The organism is Phaeodactylibacter xiamenensis (assembly GCF_965229835.1).
In the GTDB taxonomy this organism is placed as follows: Bacteria; Bacteroidota; Bacteroidia; order Chitinophagales; family Saprospiraceae; genus Phaeodactylibacter; species Phaeodactylibacter xiamenensis.
Map to the genome: position 1 here is coordinate 1,491,686 of NZ_OZ245931.1, position 19,195 is coordinate 1,510,880.

The 19,195-nt window shown below is 53.1% G+C and carries 15 protein-coding genes; 5 read left to right on the forward strand and 10 right to left on the reverse strand.

Annotated elements, in window-relative coordinates; translation table 11 throughout:
• Position 1 precedes the first annotated feature (1 nt).
• From ACO08I_RS05460 to ACO08I_RS05485, 6 genes are all read right to left on the reverse strand, one after another.
• Complete coding sequence (locus tag ACO08I_RS05460; RefSeq protein WP_421948745.1) at positions 2 to 1,402, reverse strand: glycoside hydrolase family 53 protein; 1,401 nt, start codon at positions 1,400 to 1,402, stop codon at positions 2 to 4.
• Positions 1,403 to 1,565: 163 nt separating this feature from the next.
• The gene (locus ACO08I_RS05465) at positions 1,566 to 2,144 is read right to left on the reverse strand and encodes an aryl-sulfate sulfotransferase (protein WP_421948746.1); all 579 of its coding nucleotides are present in this window, start codon (positions 2,142 to 2,144) and stop codon (positions 1,566 to 1,568) included.
• A 420-nt stretch (positions 2,145 to 2,564) separates the two neighbouring features.
• Positions 2,565 to 3,422, reverse strand: coding sequence for an alpha/beta fold hydrolase (locus ACO08I_RS05470; RefSeq protein ID WP_421948747.1), 858 nt, complete (start codon positions 3,420 to 3,422; stop codon positions 2,565 to 2,567).
• 6 nt (positions 3,423 to 3,428) lie between these two features.
• A complete protein-coding gene (locus ACO08I_RS05475; protein ID WP_282784249.1) occupies positions 3,429 to 4,115 on the reverse strand; it encodes a DUF4386 domain-containing protein in 687 nt (228 codons plus the stop codon).
• Between the two features lie 24 nt (positions 4,116 to 4,139).
• Positions 4,140 to 5,132, reverse strand: a complete 993-nt coding sequence (locus ACO08I_RS05480; protein ID WP_421948748.1) for an NAD(P)-dependent alcohol dehydrogenase — start codon at positions 5,130 to 5,132, stop codon at positions 4,140 to 4,142.
• Positions 5,133 to 5,218: 86 nt separating this feature from the next.
• Entirely contained in the window at positions 5,219 to 7,015 is a 1,797-nt protein-coding gene (locus ACO08I_RS05485; protein WP_282784253.1) for a helix-turn-helix domain-containing protein, read from the reverse strand.
• Positions 7,016 to 7,080: 65 nt separating this feature from the next.
• On the opposite strand from ACO08I_RS05485, the gene ACO08I_RS05490 reads away from it, so the two are divergent.
• A complete protein-coding gene (locus ACO08I_RS05490) occupies positions 7,081 to 8,478 on the forward strand; it encodes a methyltransferase RsmF C-terminal domain-like protein (RefSeq protein ID WP_421948749.1) in 1,398 nt (465 codons plus the stop codon).
• Here ACO08I_RS05490 and ACO08I_RS05495 read toward each other — a convergent pair.
• Positions 8,418 to 9,647, reverse strand: coding sequence for a T9SS type A sorting domain-containing protein (locus ACO08I_RS05495; RefSeq protein ID WP_421948750.1), 1,230 nt, complete (start codon positions 9,645 to 9,647; stop codon positions 8,418 to 8,420). The genes ACO08I_RS05490 and ACO08I_RS05495 overlap by 61 nt on opposite strands.
• Positions 9,648 to 9,805: 158 nt before the next feature.
• On the opposite strand from ACO08I_RS05495, the gene ACO08I_RS05500 reads away from it, so the two are divergent.
• A complete protein-coding gene (locus tag ACO08I_RS05500; protein ID WP_044228446.1) occupies positions 9,806 to 10,291 on the forward strand; it encodes a thioredoxin family protein in 486 nt (161 codons plus the stop codon).
• A gap of 108 nt (positions 10,292 to 10,399) precedes the next feature.
• On the opposite strand, the gene ACO08I_RS05505 is transcribed toward ACO08I_RS05500, so the two are convergent.
• Together ACO08I_RS05505 and ACO08I_RS05510 are read right to left on the reverse strand one after the other, a co-directional pair.
• Positions 10,400 to 10,864, reverse strand: a complete 465-nt coding sequence (locus ACO08I_RS05505; protein ID WP_044228449.1) for a YybH family protein — start codon at positions 10,862 to 10,864, stop codon at positions 10,400 to 10,402.
• A 36-nt stretch (positions 10,865 to 10,900) separates the two neighbouring features.
• The gene (locus ACO08I_RS05510; protein ID WP_421948751.1) at positions 10,901 to 11,911 is read right to left on the reverse strand and encodes a hypothetical protein; all 1,011 of its coding nucleotides are present in this window, start codon (positions 11,909 to 11,911) and stop codon (positions 10,901 to 10,903) included.
• A gap of 216 nt (positions 11,912 to 12,127) precedes the next feature.
• Here ACO08I_RS05510 and ACO08I_RS05515 point away from each other — a divergent pair, with 216 nt between their 5' ends.
• On the forward strand, positions 12,128 to 13,264 hold the full coding sequence (locus tag ACO08I_RS05515) for an ATP-binding protein (protein WP_282783194.1): 1,137 nt from the start codon (positions 12,128 to 12,130) through the stop codon (positions 13,262 to 13,264).
• Here ACO08I_RS05515 and ACO08I_RS05520 read toward each other — a convergent pair.
• Positions 13,257 to 15,095 carry a metallophosphoesterase gene (locus ACO08I_RS05520; protein WP_421948752.1) on the reverse strand — a complete coding sequence of 613 codons (1,839 nt, stop codon included), beginning with the start codon at positions 15,093 to 15,095 and terminating at the stop codon, positions 13,257 to 13,259. The two genes, ACO08I_RS05515 and ACO08I_RS05520, sit on opposite strands and share 8 nt — an antisense overlap.
• Before the next feature lie 128 nt (positions 15,096 to 15,223).
• On the opposite strand from ACO08I_RS05520, the gene hsdR reads away from it, so the two are divergent.
• Together hsdR and ACO08I_RS05530 are read left to right on the forward strand one after the other, a co-directional pair.
• Positions 15,224 to 17,584 carry an EcoAI/FtnUII family type I restriction enzme subunit R gene (gene hsdR, locus ACO08I_RS05525; RefSeq protein WP_421948753.1) on the forward strand — a complete coding sequence of 787 codons (2,361 nt, stop codon included), beginning with the start codon at positions 15,224 to 15,226 and terminating at the stop codon, positions 17,582 to 17,584.
• A gap of 127 nt (positions 17,585 to 17,711) precedes the next feature.
• Positions 17,712 to 19,145 carry a type I restriction-modification system subunit M gene (locus ACO08I_RS05530; RefSeq protein WP_421948754.1) on the forward strand — a complete coding sequence of 478 codons (1,434 nt, stop codon included), beginning with the start codon at positions 17,712 to 17,714 and terminating at the stop codon, positions 19,143 to 19,145.
• Positions 19,146 to 19,195 lie beyond the last annotated feature (50 nt).

Here is a 19,195-nt window from a genome sequence, read left to right on the forward strand (position 1 = left end):
ATTAGCGTATTGGAATCAACCGCGTAAAATAAATAACCTGCTCCGCCTGCACCAAAGCCACGTACTGCCCCGGTGGCACTTCAGACAATCGCAGGGTGTTGCTCCCTTGTGCTAGAGCATAGCTTGCCACGCCCTTGCCATCAATACTGAACACCTGGCAGGTGAGGCTGTCGGGAAGACCGGGCGGCACTTTTATCGAAAGGGTACGGTTCCCCAGGTAATTTAGCTGAACAGCGGGCGTTTCCTGTATGGGTTGTGGTTCAACGGATGTCGTTGCTGCCCCAAACCAGTCCATACCGCCATTGTCCAAAACGGCTCCGCTGAAATCGAAAAAGGTAGCATTCTCCTTATGCGAGCCCTGCCCCCAGGGGGTATGGCAATCCGTACTCACCCAGGCCGGCTCCCAATAGAAAAGCCCGGAACCACCATTGCTGCGGACTGCTGCATCCAAGTCCAGCATCCATTGTTTTTGGGCCTGCGGGCTGATCGGGGCGTAGTCCGGGTGGGCGGTGGTAAGAATATTGGAAGCCTCATCTGCCCAATCCAACGTCCAGGGATATCCGGTTTCGAAGATCATTACTTCCTTGTCCGGATAGGCTTCCCGAAGGCTGCTGATAATGCTGCCCGTTTGTTGAATGGTGGCGGGCATGTGCCACTGCCAGTAATACGAAAGCCCGATGATGTCAAAATCCGTAACGCCATGATCGCTGAAGCCTTCCATCAGCCAGTGGGCATTAGTGGGGCCGGCAATGTGCAGGGCAGTGCGGATATTTTGCCCGGTTGCGGCTTCCACATCGGCCACAGCCTGTAGTCCGGTTTGAAACAGGGGGCCATTGCGGTCCCAGTCTAGCACCCAGCCAGCATCATTCACGGCGATGGGCAACAGGATTCCCCGGTTGGTTTCATTGCCCACCTGTACCATTTCCGGGAGCAGCCCGCGCCCGTGCATCGCCATGAGGGTGCCGTGGATGTAGTTGTACAAAGAATCCTGCAGTACCGGCAGATCATCAGCCACCGGTGCCCAGGCGGCGGGTATCCACTGCCGGCCAGGGTCTGCCCAAAAGTCAGACAGGTGAAAGTCCAGCAGGATTTGCATACCCGCTGCCCTCGCCCGCTCTGCTGAACGGCAAACGTCTTCAAAATCGCTGTAGCGCCGCCCGGCGTTGAGGGTGTCATACCAGCTTGGCGTATGCCAGAGGCGTAAGCGGACGATATCACAGCCCGCATTGGCGAACAAAGCGTAGGGGTCTTGGGCCTCCCCGTTCAAACTGAAGACGGCTCCGCAATCTTCCATTTCATTGACGTAGGATAAATCTGCTCCCCGGAGGAAATCTTCCTGGGCGCTGCCCCAAAAAGGCAGCAGCAGCGCGATGAAACAAAGCCGGTAAAGCATTCTAAACATGTTGATCAATTAAAATCCGATTCCTGTCCGTCTCTGCCAATGCAACACTCGCCGGAGCTTTGACTGCTTCTTTTGCTTCCTGAGCCAGTTTCAGTCTCCTGGCTTTTAGGGCTTCTGTATCACATGTACGTCGTCAGCGTCACCCAGGGATTATGCGCATTGGCTACTTTGGATTCCCCTCACTATCGGTCTCAAGAATAAACAAATTAGTCTCTGACAGAGCAGTAATCTCTCTCCTGACATTGCCAAGCACTAACAAATCGCCATTGGCCTTTTCTACTACTTTGAAAGCTGCATCAGATTCAGTGCCACCATAAACCTTATCCCAAATAATCTCACCTTGGCGATCAACTTTTGTAAGCATCACATCAAATTCTCCATTCCCATAGCTAGAGGTATTCGCTAGTAAAAGATAATGACCATCAAGTGTTTGAATCCCTCCTACAGAGATATCCAAACGCTCTCCTTCAAATTTTCGCTCCCAAATTACATTTCCAGCGGTATCCATTCTTATCAACACCACATCGTATCCTAAGGAAAAGCTAACCATGATTTCATCATCCTGCACGCTTACAATACGGGCGGAATTGGGGTAAACCGGTCCTGATTCTACAATCGTTTCCTGCCAGATTAAATTACCTTCCAAATCAAATTTAAATGAGCGCTTTCCAATAGAATGCACCAATAGCACAAAATACAACTTTTGGAATATTTTTCGGGATTCATCCTTAAAAGGATTCAAGGCTTATAACGCTCAGACTGACTGAGAAGGCTCCGAATTTCATAGGTTTTGGTTTCGGTTAGGCTTCAAGGTAGCTATTTTAGAGCAACTCAGTTGACGCAGAGGAGAAGTGTGCGTAACAAATAGCACTACTTGAAAGCCTGGCAGCATTCGTGGATAAGCTGGAGCAGAGCGGAAAGCTCTACCCCAGCAGCTATTGCGCTTAAATACAGAGGGTTGCATCCCTGATGTTGATAGCCGGTAGTCACTTTCTGTTTTGTGCAGTTCGTTATACACACAAAGGGGAAATGCCCCCCTAAGTATGAAACAGATTTCGCGCAGCTCTTTGCGAGCTTCGCGTGACACTTTGCGGACGCTGCGTGCCCCCCTTCCCGCACGGTTCCGCCAAAAAATTTCGGCTTTTCGACCTGATCCGGCACATCAGGCCTCCATGATGAACTTTTCAATCTGATCATTATGGACACGGGCCTGCACATGTTTGGAGTCTTCAAATAAAACGGCCTGCCGAAGGCTTGGGAATATTCTTTTAGCCCGTTTGATCATTCTTTCACCGGGGAATACCAAATCCTGTTTGGCGGCAAAGAGGGTGACCGGCGTCCGGATACGGCCCGCTTCTTTTTTTGAAATGACGGGGACCGGTGTGAAATCCATTTCAAAATGGAGGAATACCTGTGAAAGAAATGCCAGCGCGAACGGGTCATCATCGGTGAAGATTTCACTTAAAAACCGGCGGATATGCTTTGGCTTCGCTGTTTTCATATACCGTTTCATTGGAATAAACATCTTCCAGAGCAACTTCAGCGGGTTGCCGTTGACAATATAAGCGGGAGCAGCCAGGTAGGCGGCTTTGATACGGGATTCATCAAAAGCCAGGGTTTTGAGTATGATCAGCCCCCCGAAGGAAAAGCCAGCCAGGGTGACGTCTTCCAGCTCAAGGTGGATAAGCAGCTCGTTCATCCACTGCCCATAGGACAAGTCGGACATACTCAGGCGCTCTCCTTTGCTTTTATTAGGTTGTGCCGGGACATCCACCGCGTAGACCCGGTATTTTTTGGTCAGGTTGGGATAGGTTTCCAGGGCGATTGGGGCGCAGCCGTTGGACCCATGCACAATCATGAGCGGAGGCCCATCGACCGGGCCGGTGACCAGCAGGTGGGTTTCTCCAAATTGGGTACGTACGGTTTGTGACTGGTATTCAATACCGAGGTCTTGCAGTTTTTGATCGTACAGGGACAAGACTGCTGCCCGGCCCGCTTCAGATTTAAAAAATGTGGACATTTTGTTTTATTTTGAATTGAATTGCGGCCGTTTTATCAGCAACCACAGGGCGAACCCCAGCTCTCCTATGGTCATTGGGACCGCTAAGATATTTTCAATAGTGCCCCAGGGCAAATTCGGTGCAATGCCAAGAAGGTTTTGCAAATGAAGTAAAGTGTAGCTGCATCCTGCAATCAGGAGCAAAATTCCCCAAATCCAATGCCCAGCCTTTGTCTGCCGGACTAACAAACCCAACGCTGCCAGGTGTAGCCCAAACAGTATCAGCCCGAGCGACCAGGTATCCTCAAAGGATTCCAGTTGAAGCAATACTTGCTGATTCAGCAGGTCCGGGGAAAGGCTTGCACCGTTATCCAGTAAAGCGGTAGCAGAGAGCAGGTCGCCAATAGCCATTTCCAAAAAACCAGTGTAAGCCAGCCGCAACATAGCGGCCAGAAGGGCCAGGCCGGGATGAGTACTTTTAAACAGCAGGTACAAAGACCAGGCAGCCACTACGTCACATAAGGCAATGAACAACCAGCCGGCAATGCCTGCCCTGAAGACAGGCAGGGCATTTTTGATATTGGTGATCGTTTGTACCGGGGCTGAAAAGTCAACCAGCGTCGTCCAGACGTAACCGTAGGAAAATCCGGCAGCCAGCGCCATGGCAACGATAGTACCGCCTGCGATGGCAGCATAATTATAATTGGGGTTCATCCTTAAAGATTTGAAGGGTTGGATTTATTCGGCAGAGGTGATGACCACATTGCCTTTTTTACGTCCGGCGGCAATATAGGTGTGGGCTTCCGCAACTTTTTCGAGTGGATATTGCCGGTCGATGACCATTTTGAGCTTACCGGCTTCGTAGATTTCGATGAGCTCCTTGAGCATGCCGCGCAGTTCTTCGTCCGACCGCAAGCCGGTGGCTGCAAAAACCGCCTTCCTGCCGCCCGTGATATTGGTGGCCAACATTTGCAGCAGCAGTGGCAGCCCCAACACCGGGCAGAGGTATTGCCCGTTGTCCTTAAGCACTGGCTTACAGGCGTTGAAAGAACTTTTGCCCACGGTATCGTAGATGAAATCATAGGTTTCTGTGCCTTTCGTAAAATCCTTGCGGGTATAGTCGATCACCTCATCGGCTCCCAGAGCGCGCACCAGGCCAAGATTGCGGGTACTGCAAACAGCGGTCACTTTGGCACCCAGAAATTTAGCCAGTTGAACGGCTGCAGTGCCCAGGCTGCCCGAAGCACCGTTGACCAGCACATGTTGCCCCGGCTGTAATTTAGCCAGGTGGCGAAGGTAATTCCAGGAGGTGATGGCCCCGTCGCAAAATGGGGCAGCCTCAGCGTAGCTCAACTGATCGGGCATCAAACTGATGACCCCGGATTCCGGAACGGCAACGTATTCTGCGTTGGTGCTAAAGCCCAGAGTGGTTTCGCCAAACACGCGGTCGCCCGGCTGAAACTTTGTCACCTCCGCCCCTACTGCCTCCACCTGACCGGCAAAGCCTGTGCCCGGAATCGGATGCTTTGGTTTGGTAAGCCCCAGCATCAACCGCCCAAAGTAGGGCGTGCCAGTCCGCATCATGCCGTCGGCAGTGGTAGCGGAGGAGGCGTGTACCCGGATGAGAACTTCGTGGGGTTGGGGAGCAGGCTTGTCCACCTCCTGAAAAGTCAAAACGTCGGGGGAACCGTAGCCCGTCATGACGACGGCTTTCATTTTCAATGCAGTCATGATAGTGGTGTTTTTCTGATTCATGATGCAAAGAAAGCCCCTTTAGCAGGGCGCTGCGTTCTGAAAAAGCAGGCAGACGTTCGGATTTATATTCCCGAACCGGAATCCGCACTTTTCAGGAAAGCCCGGGGCGTCATACCGGTTGCCTTCTTGAAATAGGTGTTGAAGACCGTCTTGGAGTTGAATCCACTCTCATAAGCCAGCCCGAGCAGAGAGATGTGTGCATTGGCCGGATCGAGGGCGAGCTTTTTGAAGTGCGCCACGCGATATTCGTTGATGAAGGTGTTGTAGTTTTTGCCCAGGCTCTCGTTGAGCAGCCAGGACAATTTATTGGGGTGGACTTCGATCTGCTCGGCCAGGCTGCGCAGGGATAAGCCCGGATTCAGGTAGGGTTCTTCCTCCTCCATGAATTGCAGGAGCCGCTGACGGTATTCTTCCGAGGTAGCTTCATCCAGCAAAGCTGATTTTTGTTCGGCATCTTCTTCCCGCCCCCCTCTGCCGTATAGGCGTTCATGGAAAACCTGATAGCGGGGGTCACGGCTCAGCCTTTTGGACAATTGTCCGCTGTAGCTCAGCAGCAACACGGAGGAATTAAGCTTGAGGGCCTCTTCCAGCCATTCGAAGGCAGCATCCGCCTCCTCAAGACAGGCATAAGCCATAAACAGGTAGGAATGCGCCTGAAAAGCAGCTGGTTTTGCCGCTTCAGCCCGGAGTAATTCCAGGGTGGCGGCCGCTTCCTTTTGGTGCCCGGCCAGGATATGCGCTATGCAAATGATGCCCAGCTTATCACCCTCTACCGTAATATCCTTTGGAATCTGATGGATAAAATCGAGAGTCTCCTGATAATGCCCTTCCATAAGCAGGCAGTAAGACCGCTGTACGTAAGCGGGTATATTATTGGGGTTGGCTTGCAGGCAGGCATCAAGCTGCCGGAGTGCACTTTTGTAATCGCCGTTGCGGTAATCAAAAAAAGCTTTGAAAAACAGGGTTTCCTGCGAGAGCGGGTCGATGAGGAGTGCCAGCCCCAGGTGTTCTTCCGCTTCCTTCATGCTGCCCTCCAGGGTATAGAGAAAAGCGACAAACTGCTGCGCTTCCGGATAATTGGGCTTCAAGCGGATGGATTCCAGGGCGTGCTCAAAAGCTTTCGCAAAGTCACACTCCGTGAAAAAAGCCAGGTTGGCCAGCTGATAATGTACCCCGGCGTTTTTAGGGTTGAGCTCGAAGGCTTGTTGCGTGTAGGCCGCAGCTTTCTGCCAGCCTTCACCCGGATCCATAAACTGCGTGGTCGCCAAAAAGCCATAAGCATCCGCGAGGCCTACGTAGGATTCAGTGTGCCGGGGATCCAGCACAATGGCTTTCTCAAAGAGCTCAATGGCTTTTTTGACATCAGACGGGTTCCATTGATTGTGGTAGTACCGGGCTTTCAGGGCGTAGGCATAGGCATCAAGGCTGTCGGTTTGAGGCTCCACGAGGTGGTCTTCAATTTCGAAGTGCCCGAACTGTTCGCGGAGTTTGTCAGCAATCAAGAGGCTAATCTCATCCTGTATGGCGAAAATATCATCCAGCTGCCGGTCCCAGGTCTCCGACCAAAAGTGGAAATCCTCCTCGGCCTGCACAAGCTGCGCCATGATGCGGACTTTACGCCCGGAGAGCCGGATGCTGCCTTCCAGAATGACCTCTACGCCAAGCTGTTGGGCAATGTCCCTGACAGCCATCGCCTGCCCCTTAAACTGAAAAGAGGAAGTCCGGGAAGTGACTTTGAGCTGTTCGATACGGGCAAGGGCATTAATGATCTCCTCTGTGATGCCGTCACAGAAATATTCATTGTCGGGGTCCGGGCTGCGGTTGACGAAAGGGAGGACAGCGATGGTGTTGGAAGTCATGCCTTGTGAAGTATGAGTAGGCAATAAAGATAGTACTTTATATCTTTACCGCTCAATCATAAACTATGCCGGCATTACCCGCTGCGTTTGAAGCACGCATGCAAGACCAACTGGGCCCTGACTGGGCTGCCTTTGCGGAAGCCCTCAACAGCCCGGCTCCGGTGAGCATCAATTACAACCGGGCCAAAACGGAAGCGCCCATTTATGAAGGCTCCCCTGTGCTTTGGAACCGCACTGCGCAGTATCTGCCGGAACGCCCCTCCTTCACATTAGACCCACACTTTCACGCTGGCCGCTACTATGTGCAGGAAGCCGGTTCTATGTTTCTGGCCTATGTGGTGGAGCAGCTTCGGCAGGAGCAGGATTTCAGCACCGCGCTGGACCTCTGCGGGGCACCGGGCGGCAAGACCACTGTGCTCCTCAATGCCCTCCCTGATGATTGCATTGTGGTGGCCAATGAGGTGATTAAAAGCCGCTACGCCATTCTTAGAGAGAACCTGGCCAAATGGGGGCGGGCCAATGTGATTGCGACGCATGCGGATAGTGAGCGCTTTTCGCCCCTGGCGCGCCGGTTCGACCTGGTGGTGGTGGACGCCCCCTGCTCCGGTGAGGGCTTGTTCCGCAAAACGCCAGATGCCACAAAGGAGTGGAATCCTGAAAATGTGGCCACTTGTGAAAGCCGGCAACAGGATATCCTTGATAATACGCTGCCCCTCATCGCGCCGGGTGGCATCCTCATCTACAGTACCTGTACCTATAATGAGGGGGAAAACGACGATCAGGTGGCCCGAATCCTTGAAAAAGGAGGCTTTGAGACCGTCTCTTTTGATTTGCCGGAAGACTGGGGAATTACGCCTACTGGCCTGGGGTACCAGTTTTACCCGCACCGCACCCGCAGCGAAGGGTTCTACCTGGCGGTGCTGCGCAAAGAGGGAAAAGCAACCAACCGGTCAACAAAGACCCCACTGCGCTATTTCACGAAAGTGCCTAAGGCTACTGAACAGGCTGCCCTATCCTGGCTCGACCCTGAAGCCCAACTCAATATCCTTACCACCCCAAAGGGGCAACTGTATGCCGTGCCGGAGGGCGCACTTCCACTACTCAGCATCTTATCGCAAAGCCTGCCCAGACTAGACCCTGGCACGCCGGTGGGGCTAATGAAAGGCAAGCACCTGATACCGGACCACGCCCTGAGCCTATCCCTGCACCTGCACCCGGATACGCCCGTAGCGGACCTCGACCAAGACACCGCACTGGACTATTTGCGCAAAGCGGCCCTCCCTGCCCGCCCCGGGCAAAAAGGCTGGCACCTGATGCGTTACGATGGCTGGGGCATTGGCTGGGGCAAGATGCTGCCCAACCGGGTCAATAATTACTTTCCCAATCACCTGAAAATCAAACTTCAGTCTTTCACCACGCGGACGGTGGAGGATTCAGCCCCTGACCTTAGCGATAAGAAGTAGACGCCGGAGGGTAAGTTTGTAAGGTTTAATTCCAGGTAATCAATTCGGTTGCGGGCGGTTAGGCTTTTCATTAATCTGCCGCTGCTGTCATAAACCTGAACCTCACTGTCTTTCAGGAAAAGCCCGTCACTTTCAAGGATAAGCAGCCCGGAGGTGGGGTTAGGATAGGCCCGCACCTCAAAACTGCTCCTCTTTAGGGGGTCACATTCGGTCCCGTTCAGGTAATAGTAGCGGGTCTGGCCAATGAGGTTGCCGGATACATCAAAGTTATGGATGGATTTTAAAACACCGTCGCAAAAGTAGGCATACTGATCCTCCAGCTGACTTTCTGACTCAACCGCTCCATTGTGCAGATGGTAAAAAGTACTATTCCTGATAGCCGTTTGAATACGCCCGCCTTCGTACTCATATGCCGTTGTAATCTGATAGCTTGGTCTAAGTCCGGGTTCAGGGCCTCCCGGGTCCACGAGATAGGATGAAAGCACTTGGTTACCATAATCATCGTACGCAAAAAGGAAAGCTTCTTCCTGCATATAATCACTAATGTTGGTCCATGCGCGGATAAGATTTCCAAATTCATCGACTTCCTGCTCTCTTCTGCCTCCGATCACCCACTCGCCGTTTTGCAAAATGTACACTTCCTCAGTGGTCAGCCTTCCCTCATGGGTAAAAAGTGAGCGCTGCCGGAGATTAGGCATTCCGTCCTCCCCGAAAGAGAAGTACAACACAGCGTCTTTTTGCCCGGAGGCAGCATCAAAATGAGTAACCTCCAGGCGGTCCGCTACCCCTTCTCGGAATGTTCTTCGTTCCTCTTTCGCCATCCCCCCGTCATCGTAGTAGAAGTAATCCCATTGGTAGGTACGCTGCAGAGCGCCGTTGTCTCCCGGGTTTTCACCAGTGGTTCGGAGCAGTTTGCCCTCAGGCAGATAATCGTAAGTCTCCCGTTGTACCAATGTCAATGTGCTATCCCCAAATTCGCAGGAGTACCAGGTTTTGGTTTTTACCTGCTCCCCTCCTTCGTAGGTATACTGAATACGCTCTACCGGTAGCCAGGACTGAGTGACATCATCGTAGCCGAGCGTTTCTTCTATCCATAATTGCTGGGTATAGGCAAAGGCACCCATTAACAGACTTAATGCCAGGGTGAAAATCAGGCGAGTGATTAGCATACATTTTCCATTTTGAGAAAAATAGTGGAATATCTGCTTCGGATCAAGTAATCCCTGCCTTAACACAACGCTAACTGTGTGGAATGCATCTTTTCTTTTGTAATATTGTAATTTTGTATAGTAAACCGCACAGGAAGTTCAAAACCGAAAATACATTTATGAGACAATTCAGCATTCTTTTTGCATTCCTGCTCATGGGCACTTTCGCATGCGCACAGGATGATTACAAAGCAACCAAAGCCGGATGGCTGGTGGATATTGATGAAGCCTACAAGATTTCGCAAGAGACGGGCAAGCCCATCCTGGCCAATTTTACCGGCAGTGACTGGTGCGGTTGGTGCAAACGTCTGGATGCCGCTGTATTCCAAAAGCCGGATTTCAAAAAGTGGGCCAATGAAAATGTGGTACTACTAGAGCTGGACTTCCCACGCCGCAAGCAAATCCCCGAAGAAATCCGTCAGCAGAACTATTCTTTGCAGCAGAGCTTTGGCGTGCGCGGCTACCCTACTATCTGGGTATTCAATCTGAACCGCAACAAAGAGTCGGGCAATTACGAAATAGAAGCACTTGGCAAAACCGGCTATACCCCAACCGTAGAGCAGTTTACCGGTGGTGTGGAACAGATGATTGCCAAAGGCAAATAAGTAAATAGAAAGATTATTCTGAAAGAGGATTGGGAAGCCCGATTGCCGTTTTCCAATCCTTTTTCATTATTGCTCCAACCAGTTCTACTGTCCCTTACCCCTTCCGGTTTATTTTTCCGGCTCCGTTACCCTGTTCCAGATATCCACGTAGATTTTCCAGTTTCCCTCCACCTTTTTCCAAATGATGACGTATTTCCCCTGCCAGCTTGATTCCTCTCCGTTGGCGCGGCGGGTACGCCCCTCATAGTAGCCGATATCGTAAGCGGTGTCACCTAAAATATTAATTTCTTCCGGCTTGATTTTGTGGTAAGGGACCGTAACGCCCTCCGGCAGAACCCAGCGTTCCCTGATGGCAGTCCGGCCTTCAATAATTTTAGTGCCGGCGGGCATTATTTTCCCATCCCTGGTGTATGCATTGGCGATAGCGTCATAATCGCCGTTCATGTAGGCCTGGGAAAAAGCATCAATATGCTTCAGGATGCTTTGGATTTCGGTAGAGTCCCCCGTATAGACCTGAGCATGCAGCGAACAGGTGAAACAGGCAACAAGAACAGAAAGCATTACAAATTTCATCGCGGGTGATTTTATTTTGGCGAAAAGACCAGAGGTTTACTGAATTTTCTTGTAGAGCCCAAAATCCGTCTTTAGGGCCCGGATGCCTTCGCCCCCCTGAATGGCGTAGTCCATCTTCATCCGGAAGGCCCGGAGTTCGCCGGGAATAGCCCATGCGAACCTGAAGGTTTCCGTAATTTTATCCCCCGCCTCCAGCATCGTCCCGTTCAGGCTTTGGCTTTTGCCCACTGAGCGGTCGCCCGTGTGCAGCAATTCCATTTCGCCCAGCTTCACCGGTTTGCCTGTCCGGTTGGTCAGGGTCATTTCCATCAGAATCATGTTTTGGGTGTGGCTGAGGGTATGAATTTCGAAGGGCAAGTCACGGTTGCCGGAGATTTTGCTGACATCATACTTGGCGATCAACGCGCCCGGCTCCAGGGTTACCACTTTTTTCAGGTCTGTTTTGGGCATTTCCCTGGTTACATCCGAGAGCACCCGGCTGGCTTCTTCATTGATCTTCGTTTCTGCTACCGACTGGTTTGGAGGCACGATGGCCCTGGTTTCAGGTGTTACCCGGTTGGGTTTGGTAGCGGGCTTTTTCTCCGGGGTTATGCTTGCAGCTTCCGGCTTTTCTACGGTTTCAGGTATAATTTCCCGCTCCGTCTTTGCTGCCGCAGGCTCCTGAGCTTCCCCAAACTGCCCTCTGATAAAAATGAGCGCTCCCACGGCGACTACCGCTGCGATCAGCATCGTGACCCATCTGGGAAGCCCCTGACTGGGCGGGGCGGTGGAAGCTGTTGCCTGCTGCCGTACCACCGGTACCTCTTCTTTTTGCTCTGCCTTATCGAGCAGGCGCAGGACCGCATCGTTGATCCGGTTGTGCTCCAGTTGGGCCTCAGCAGTCGATAGCAGGCCTTTCATTTCCCGCTCGCGCAGGGTCTCGTAGCGGGCGCGGACCATCATCCATTCATCGTAGAGCGGGGTCTTTTCCAGAGGCTCCCGGAGCATGTCTATGGCCTCGCGGGTTTTGCCGTTGATGAGGCGTTCCTTGGCTTGTTCGTAGTGCATGCGGTTTTCAGGTGGTTGGTTCGGGGTGAAAAATACGGAATTTTGGGGAGGTTTTTTGGGGTTCACGCAAAGAGCGCGGAGAGGAGGGCGCAAAGCACGCAGAGAAGGGGGGCAAAAGGGCACAGCGTCAAAAAACCATCGCAAATCGCGCGATTTGCGATGGTTGACCGTTGGAAATTGCGCGAATTGTGCTGTTTTTATATCTTTATAATAAAAATGATAGCGCGAGCCCTTGCACCGACCCTTTTAGAGGAACTACAGCACTCCAATAAAATAATCATTCTGTACGGCAGCCGTCAGGTTGGCAAAACAACGCTAATTAATGACCTCATTCAAAAGTTAAACTATAAAACGCTCAAAGTCAATGCCGATAGTGGGGAGGATCTATCCGTATTGTCCAGCCGGTCTCCTGAAGCACTCAAACGGTTCATTGGTGAAGCGGATTTGCTCTTTATTGATGAAGCACAACGCATTACCGATATCGGTATCAACCTGAAAATCATACATGACACCATGCCCGAAAAGCGTGTCATCGTTACCGGTTCATCTTCCCTGGACCTGGCCAATCGGATCTCAGAACCACTGACCGGGCGTACCTGGACCTACACGCTATTCCCCATTTCCTTTCGGGAATGGCTGGAGCATAACCAAATTTCTTCCGGGCTCAACATCGCAAAGCTTGAAGGCTTGATGCTTTTCGGCTCCTACCCTGAAGCCATTACATTGGAAGGAACGCAACGGAAAGTACAATACCTTAACGAGTTAAAACAGGCCTACCTCTACAAAGATGTACTGGCACTGGGTAACATTCGCTATCCTGAGAAACTCAATCAGTTAGTTCAATTGCTGGCTTACCAGATGGGACAGTTCGTATCCATTCAGGAACTCGCTAAAAGCCTGAAAGTCAATCGAGACACGATCAACAACTACATTGACCTTTTAGAAAAGGGGTTTGTCCTTTTCCGGCTCGGGGGCTTCAGCCGAAACCTTCGCAAAGAAATGACAAAAATGAACAAGATTTATTTTTATGACCTAGGCGTACGCAATGCAGTTATCAATGACTTCAGCCCCATTCACCTGCGGAAGGACAAGGGAAGCCTTTGGGAAAACTTTCTGATCGCTGAACGCAAAAAGCACCTAAGCTATACCCTTCAATTTGCAAATACTTACTTCTGGAATACCCACACTGGTGCAGAAATTGACTACGTGGAGGAAATGGGCGGCCACCTGAACGGCTTCGAGTTCAAGTGGAATCCCAAAAAGTACCGCAACAGCTACGCTCCCTGGCAGAATGCCTACCCTGAAGCCCGTTACCAATGCATCACGCCCGAACAGGTTCTTGACTTTATCTAAAGAACAGCCCCGAGCCTACAAAATTCTCCCCGCCCCGCCAGTCGGGCATGAACTGATACCGGGGCCAGCCATTTTCGGATTTTTCGCCATCACGGTCCTGCACCACCATATTGAAACGGATGGAGCGCCAGTTCTCACCTTGCCGCTCTGTGAGGTAGGACATAGGGATGGCCGCTTCCAGCACATAGACGCCTTCGGCTTCCACCCGGCAGCGGTATTCGGCACCTTCCGGCAATTTATCCTCATAAAAAATCGAAGCCGGCAGTTCCTTCGTTTCCGGTGCCACCGTGAACAGGATAGAATTTTCGTACCACCCCTGCCCCGTCCGGCTGGCACTAACTGCGGCAGGCTCGGCATTCACCACAAATCCGATGAAGTCCTGCTGCCAGGAGACTTCAGCGGTATCAACCATGATCTGATCGTCCTCCACCCGGGCGGCGATGTAGAGGTAGTCGTCGTCATAGCCAAGGTTGAAGCGGGCATTCAGGCTTTCGCCGGGCAAGTCCTGCAGGGTATAAGGCAGGTTCGCCCATTCCTTCAGCTTTCCGTCCACCTTGACACGCTTTGGTGCCTGCTCCAATAGGTACTTCTGTGCCGGGCGGAGATTGAAGGAGAAAGGGATGGACAGGTCCGGGAAGTCTTCGGTGTCAAAGCTCACCTCTGCTTTCAGGGGCAGGGCTTCCAGGTTGGAGAGTGCGGTTTCGCCTTTGCGTGCTTTTAGGTCTACTAGCAGGGTGTCTACGGAATTAGGCGCTACCGTCATTTCAGGCGCACTCAGCACACCTGTCAGCCCCCAGCTGAACTGCTGATCCCACTTCACCTGCATGGGCACGTTTTGATCATTGAAGATTTTGACCACCATTTGTGCCTCCTCAAAAGCAGCGCCTTCCATCAGCAGCGGCTCCACACGGATGGGGCGCTGGGCGGTGATGGTTTTCACAAAGTCGCTGGACGCAGAAGTGACCACATTTTCATCCCAGATACCATCGAGGAGCAGGTTCGCCAGCACCGGGCCCTCTTCTGTCATCGTCACCCACACCACATGGTCAAACTCACCCAGCTGCGGGCCACGCAGGGCACTCCCGCCTCCGGTAGTCGCCAGCATGAAGTAGCGCCCGTTATTACGCTCGTACTTCACATAGTGGTGATGGTGCCCTACAAAAACGGTATGCTTGCGGTTGGCAAGCAGCTTCTCCACATCCACCCAGCGCTCGGTGTCTTTGAGGATCCACAGCGGTTGGTGCATGAAGAGGAAGGTCCAGCGCACCTCTTCATTTTCCGCCAGTACCTGCTCAATGTATTCGTATTGTTCGTCCGAGATCGTCCCCCGGTTGGAGCCCCGGTACTGGTCTTCGGAGTTGAGGCAGAGGAACAGCACATCCTTATAGATAAAGTGGTAGTAAGTCTGCCCGAACCGCTCCAGGTACACCCGCTCCATGACTTCGTTGGTGATGTCATGATTGCCGGGCACATAGAAAAACGGCATCTGTAGCTGGGCTGTAAAGCCGGTGAACTCTTCCCACTGCCGCTGCAGTTCCATCGTGTCCTTCGTGTACCCCTCGATCAGATCCCCAACCGACATCACGAACTCCGGCTGCAGCAGATTCAGCTTGCGCACCCCGTCCATGAATACGCCCGGGCGGTGCCCGCCGGTCCGGTCGGTGACGATGGCAAACTGAAACTGGCAGTCGTCATTATTCAGCTCCAGGCTGGTGAAGGGGTGGGGCCCGGCGGTAGTATCAATGCGCAGGGTGTCGGAGGTGCAGTTTTGACTGTATGCGGATACCGTTATCAGCAAAGCGAAGGTCAGGAGGCAAAATTGGCGGTACATGTTGTTTTTGAGGCTAAAATACGGGGTTTTGGGTTAATTGGGGGTTAAGTTTTGCCGGAGTTCCCTCATATCCCCAAAATTCCGTATCATTACCCCACAATGTTCAGCCCCCACACAAGCGACACCACATGAACAAAAAACACCTCTCCGAACGCGACATCTGCACCCAATACATCACCCCCGCTGTACAGCAGGCCGGATGGGACTTGCGCCGTCAGGTACGTGAAGAAGTGACTTTCACCGACGGGCGCATCATCGTGCAGGGGCGCATGCATACGCGGGGGCGGCGGAAGCGGGCCGACTACATCCTCTACTACAAGCCTAATCTGCCGCTGGCGATTATCGAGGCGAAAGACAATAACAAATCGGTGGGCGCGGGCATGCAGCAGGCGCTGGTGTATGCGGAGATTCTGGATATCCCCTTTGTGTTTTCTTCCAATGGCGATGCTTTTGTGTTTCACGATAAGACGGTGACGGATGGGGCACGGGAGCAGGAAATACCGCTGGAAGCCTTCCCTACCCCACGGTGGCTGTGGAAGAAATACCTGTCGTACAAAGGATTGGAAGCGCCTAAAGCGCAGGAGATCGTAGCGCAGGATTACCCTCAGGATGAGAGCGGCAAAAGTCCGCGTTACTACCAGCAGATTGCCATCAACCGGACGCTGGAGGCAGTGGCGAAGGGGCAGGACCGGATTTTACTGGTAATGGCTACCGGGACGGGTAAGACCTACACGGCTTTCAACATCATCTGGCGGCTGTGGAAGTCGGGCGTGAAAAAGCGGATCCTCTTTTTGGCGGACCGGAATGCGCTGCTGACACAGACCAAAAATGGGGACTTCTCGCCTTTCGGCAATGACATTATGCACATCATCAAGAACCGGCGCATCGACAAGTCCTATCAGATTTACTTTGCGCTATACCAGGGGCTGACGGGCAAGGAGGAGTCCATGAATGCGTATAAGGAGTTTAGCCGCGATTTCTTCGACCTGGTCATCATCGATGAGTGCCACCGGGGCAGCGCGGCGGAGGCTTCGGCCTGGCGGCAAGTACTGGACTATTTTGACCAAGCCACGCAAATTGGGCTGACGGCTACGCCCAAAGAGACGCGCGATATTTCCAATATCTCCTACTTCGGCGAACCGGTGTACACCTATTCGCTAAAGCAGGGCATTGACGACGGTTTCCTCGCGCCTTACAAAGTGGTGCGGGTATCGACTTCTGTAGACGATAGCTGGCGGCCGACCAAAGGGCTAACCGACAAGTACGGCTACGAGGTGGAAGACCGCATTTACAACCTAAAGGACTACGACCGCAACCTCGTCATCGACGGGCGGACACAGGTGGTCGCCAAGCGCATTTCGGATTACCTCAAACAGGTAGACCGGTATGCGAAAACCATCGTTTTCTGCGTAGATATCGACCATGCCAACCGCATGCGGCAGGCGCTCATCAATGAGAATGCCGACCTCGTGGCAAAGCACCCGAATTACGTGGTAAAAATCACCGGAGACGATGAAATTGGCAAGCGTGAGCTCGACAACTTCATGGATGTGGAGGAACACTTCCCGGTCATTGCCACCACTTCCAAGATGCTCACCACCGGCGTGGATACCAAAATGGTCAAGCTCATCGTGCTGGAAGCCAATATTGGCTCCATGACCGAATTCAAGCAGATTATCGGGCGGGGTACGCGCATACGGGAAGCCGAGGGGAAGGTCTACTTCACCATTATGGACTTCCGCAAAGCGACCAACCTATTTGCGGATCCTGACTTTGACGGGGAGCCGGTGCAGATCTACGAGCCGGGGCCGGAGGAGGACGTAGTGCCACCGGATGTGGTAGAGGATATAGTAGAAGCAGCCGCCGAAGCTGCCCGGAAGGCGCAAAGCCGGCCCGACATCAGCATCAAAGACGAACCGGAAAAGCGCCGCAAATTCCACATCAACAACGTGGAAGTCACCCTGGCGCACGAGCGGGTGCAGTACTATGGCGCAGACGGCAAGCTCATCACCGAGTCCCTCCGGGATTATACCAAGAAAAACGTCCGCCGGGAGTTTGCTTCCCTCGACACCTTCGTGCAAAAATGGCACAGCAGCCCTCAAAAGGAAGCCCTGGTCAAAGAACTGGCCGAGCAGGGCGTCCTCATCGAAGCCCTGCGGGAGGAAGTCGGGCAGGATTTGGACGAATTCGACCTCATCTGCCACATCGCTTTCGATCAGCCACCGCTTACGCGCAAAGAGCGGGCCAATAGCGTACGCAAACGCAACTACTTCGCCAAATACAGTGGCTTGGCCAAAGACGTACTCGGCAAGCTCTTGGAAAAATACGAAGCAGAAGGTATCTTCCCGCTCGAAAAACGCGAAGTGCTGCAGGTACAGCCGCTCAATGAAATGGGCTCCCCCATCGAACTCGTCCGCGCCTTCGGCTCCGCAAAAGCCTTTGACGCCGCCGTACGGGAACTCGAAGCCGAACTTTACAAAAGCGCGTGACCGAAATGCCTCTGGTTAAAAGGCCTATGCTTTAGCCCCTTCGCCCCTGACTTCGGAGAAGTCATACCTTTGTAACCCCAAGACCAAGCTTAAACCCGACCTCAGCGAGGTCGCACAACCATAACCAATGAGCAGTATCACCTCCATCATCAAAAGCGTGCGCGACATCATGCGCAAAGACACCGGCGTAGACGGCGACGCACAACGCATCTCCCAAATGGTATGGATGCTCTTCCTCAAAATCTTCGCTGACCAGGAAGCCGAGTGGGAACTCCTCAACCCCGACTACCAAAGCCCCGTCCCCGAGCCCCTGCGCTGGCAAAACTGGGCCGAAGACGACGAAGGCCTCACCGGCGATGCCCTCATGGACTTCATCAACAACGAGCTCTTCCCCACCCTGAAGGAACTCGACCGCAACCTCGGCCCACAGGCCAAAATCGTACGCGCCGTCTTCGAAGACACCTACAACTACATGAAGAACGGCACCCTCTTCCGGCAGGTGATCAACGAAATTGACAAGATCGACTTCAACAGCAGCAAAGACCGCCACCTCTTCAATGACCTCTACGAGACCATCCTCAAGGAACTGCAATCGGCCGGCTCCTCCGGAGAATACTACACGCCCCGGGCCGTCACCCAATTCATGGTCGACATCCTCAACCCCCAACTGGGCGAAACCGTGCTCGACCCCGCCTGCGGCACCGGCGGCTTCCTCACCTGCACCATCGATCATCTCGATAAGCAGATACAAAAGCCCAGCCAACGCAAAACCTTACAACAGACCGTACGCGGAGTAGAGAAAAAGCCCCTGCCCCACCTGCTTTGCACCACCAACCTCATGCTGCACGGCTTTGAAGTGCCCGGCGTCAAGCGCGGCAACTACCTCGCCAAGCCCTACAGCGACTGGGGCGCGAACGACAAAGTCGACATCATTCTTACCAATCCACCCTTTGGTGGGGTGGAGGAAGACGGCACAGAGACCAACTTCCCGCAGAAATTCCGTACTAAGGAAACCGCCGACCTTTTCCTCGCCCTCATCATCCGGCTGCTGAAGGATGGCGGACGGGCGGCCGTGGTCCTGCCCGATGGCACCCTTTTCGGGGAAGGCGTCAAGACCCGCCTCAAGGAAGAACTGCTGGCCCGCTGCAACCTCCACACCATCGTACGCCTGCCCAATGGCGTCTTCAATCCCTACACGAGCATCAAGACCAACCTGCTCTTCTTTGAGAAAGGCAGCCCGACCAAGGACATCTGGTACTACGAGCACCCCTACCCGGATGGGGTGAAGAGCTACAACAAAACCCGCCCCATCCATATCAAAGAGTTTGATGCGGAGAAAGCCTGGTGGGGCCAACGGGAGGAAAACAAGCACGCCTGGCGCGTCCCCTTACAGGACATCATCGACCGCAACTACAACCTCGACATCAAGAACCCGCACGAGGAAGCCGATGACCTGGGCACGCCCGAGGAACTGCTGACCGAATACCAGCAAGCCGAACAAGACATCCGCCAATTGCAAGATAAAATCGTAGCCGTACTCCAAAACGCCCTGCAAGCATGACCCACCTGCTCCAATACTTCCCGCAGCTCAGCCTGCGCCCCGAGAACCTG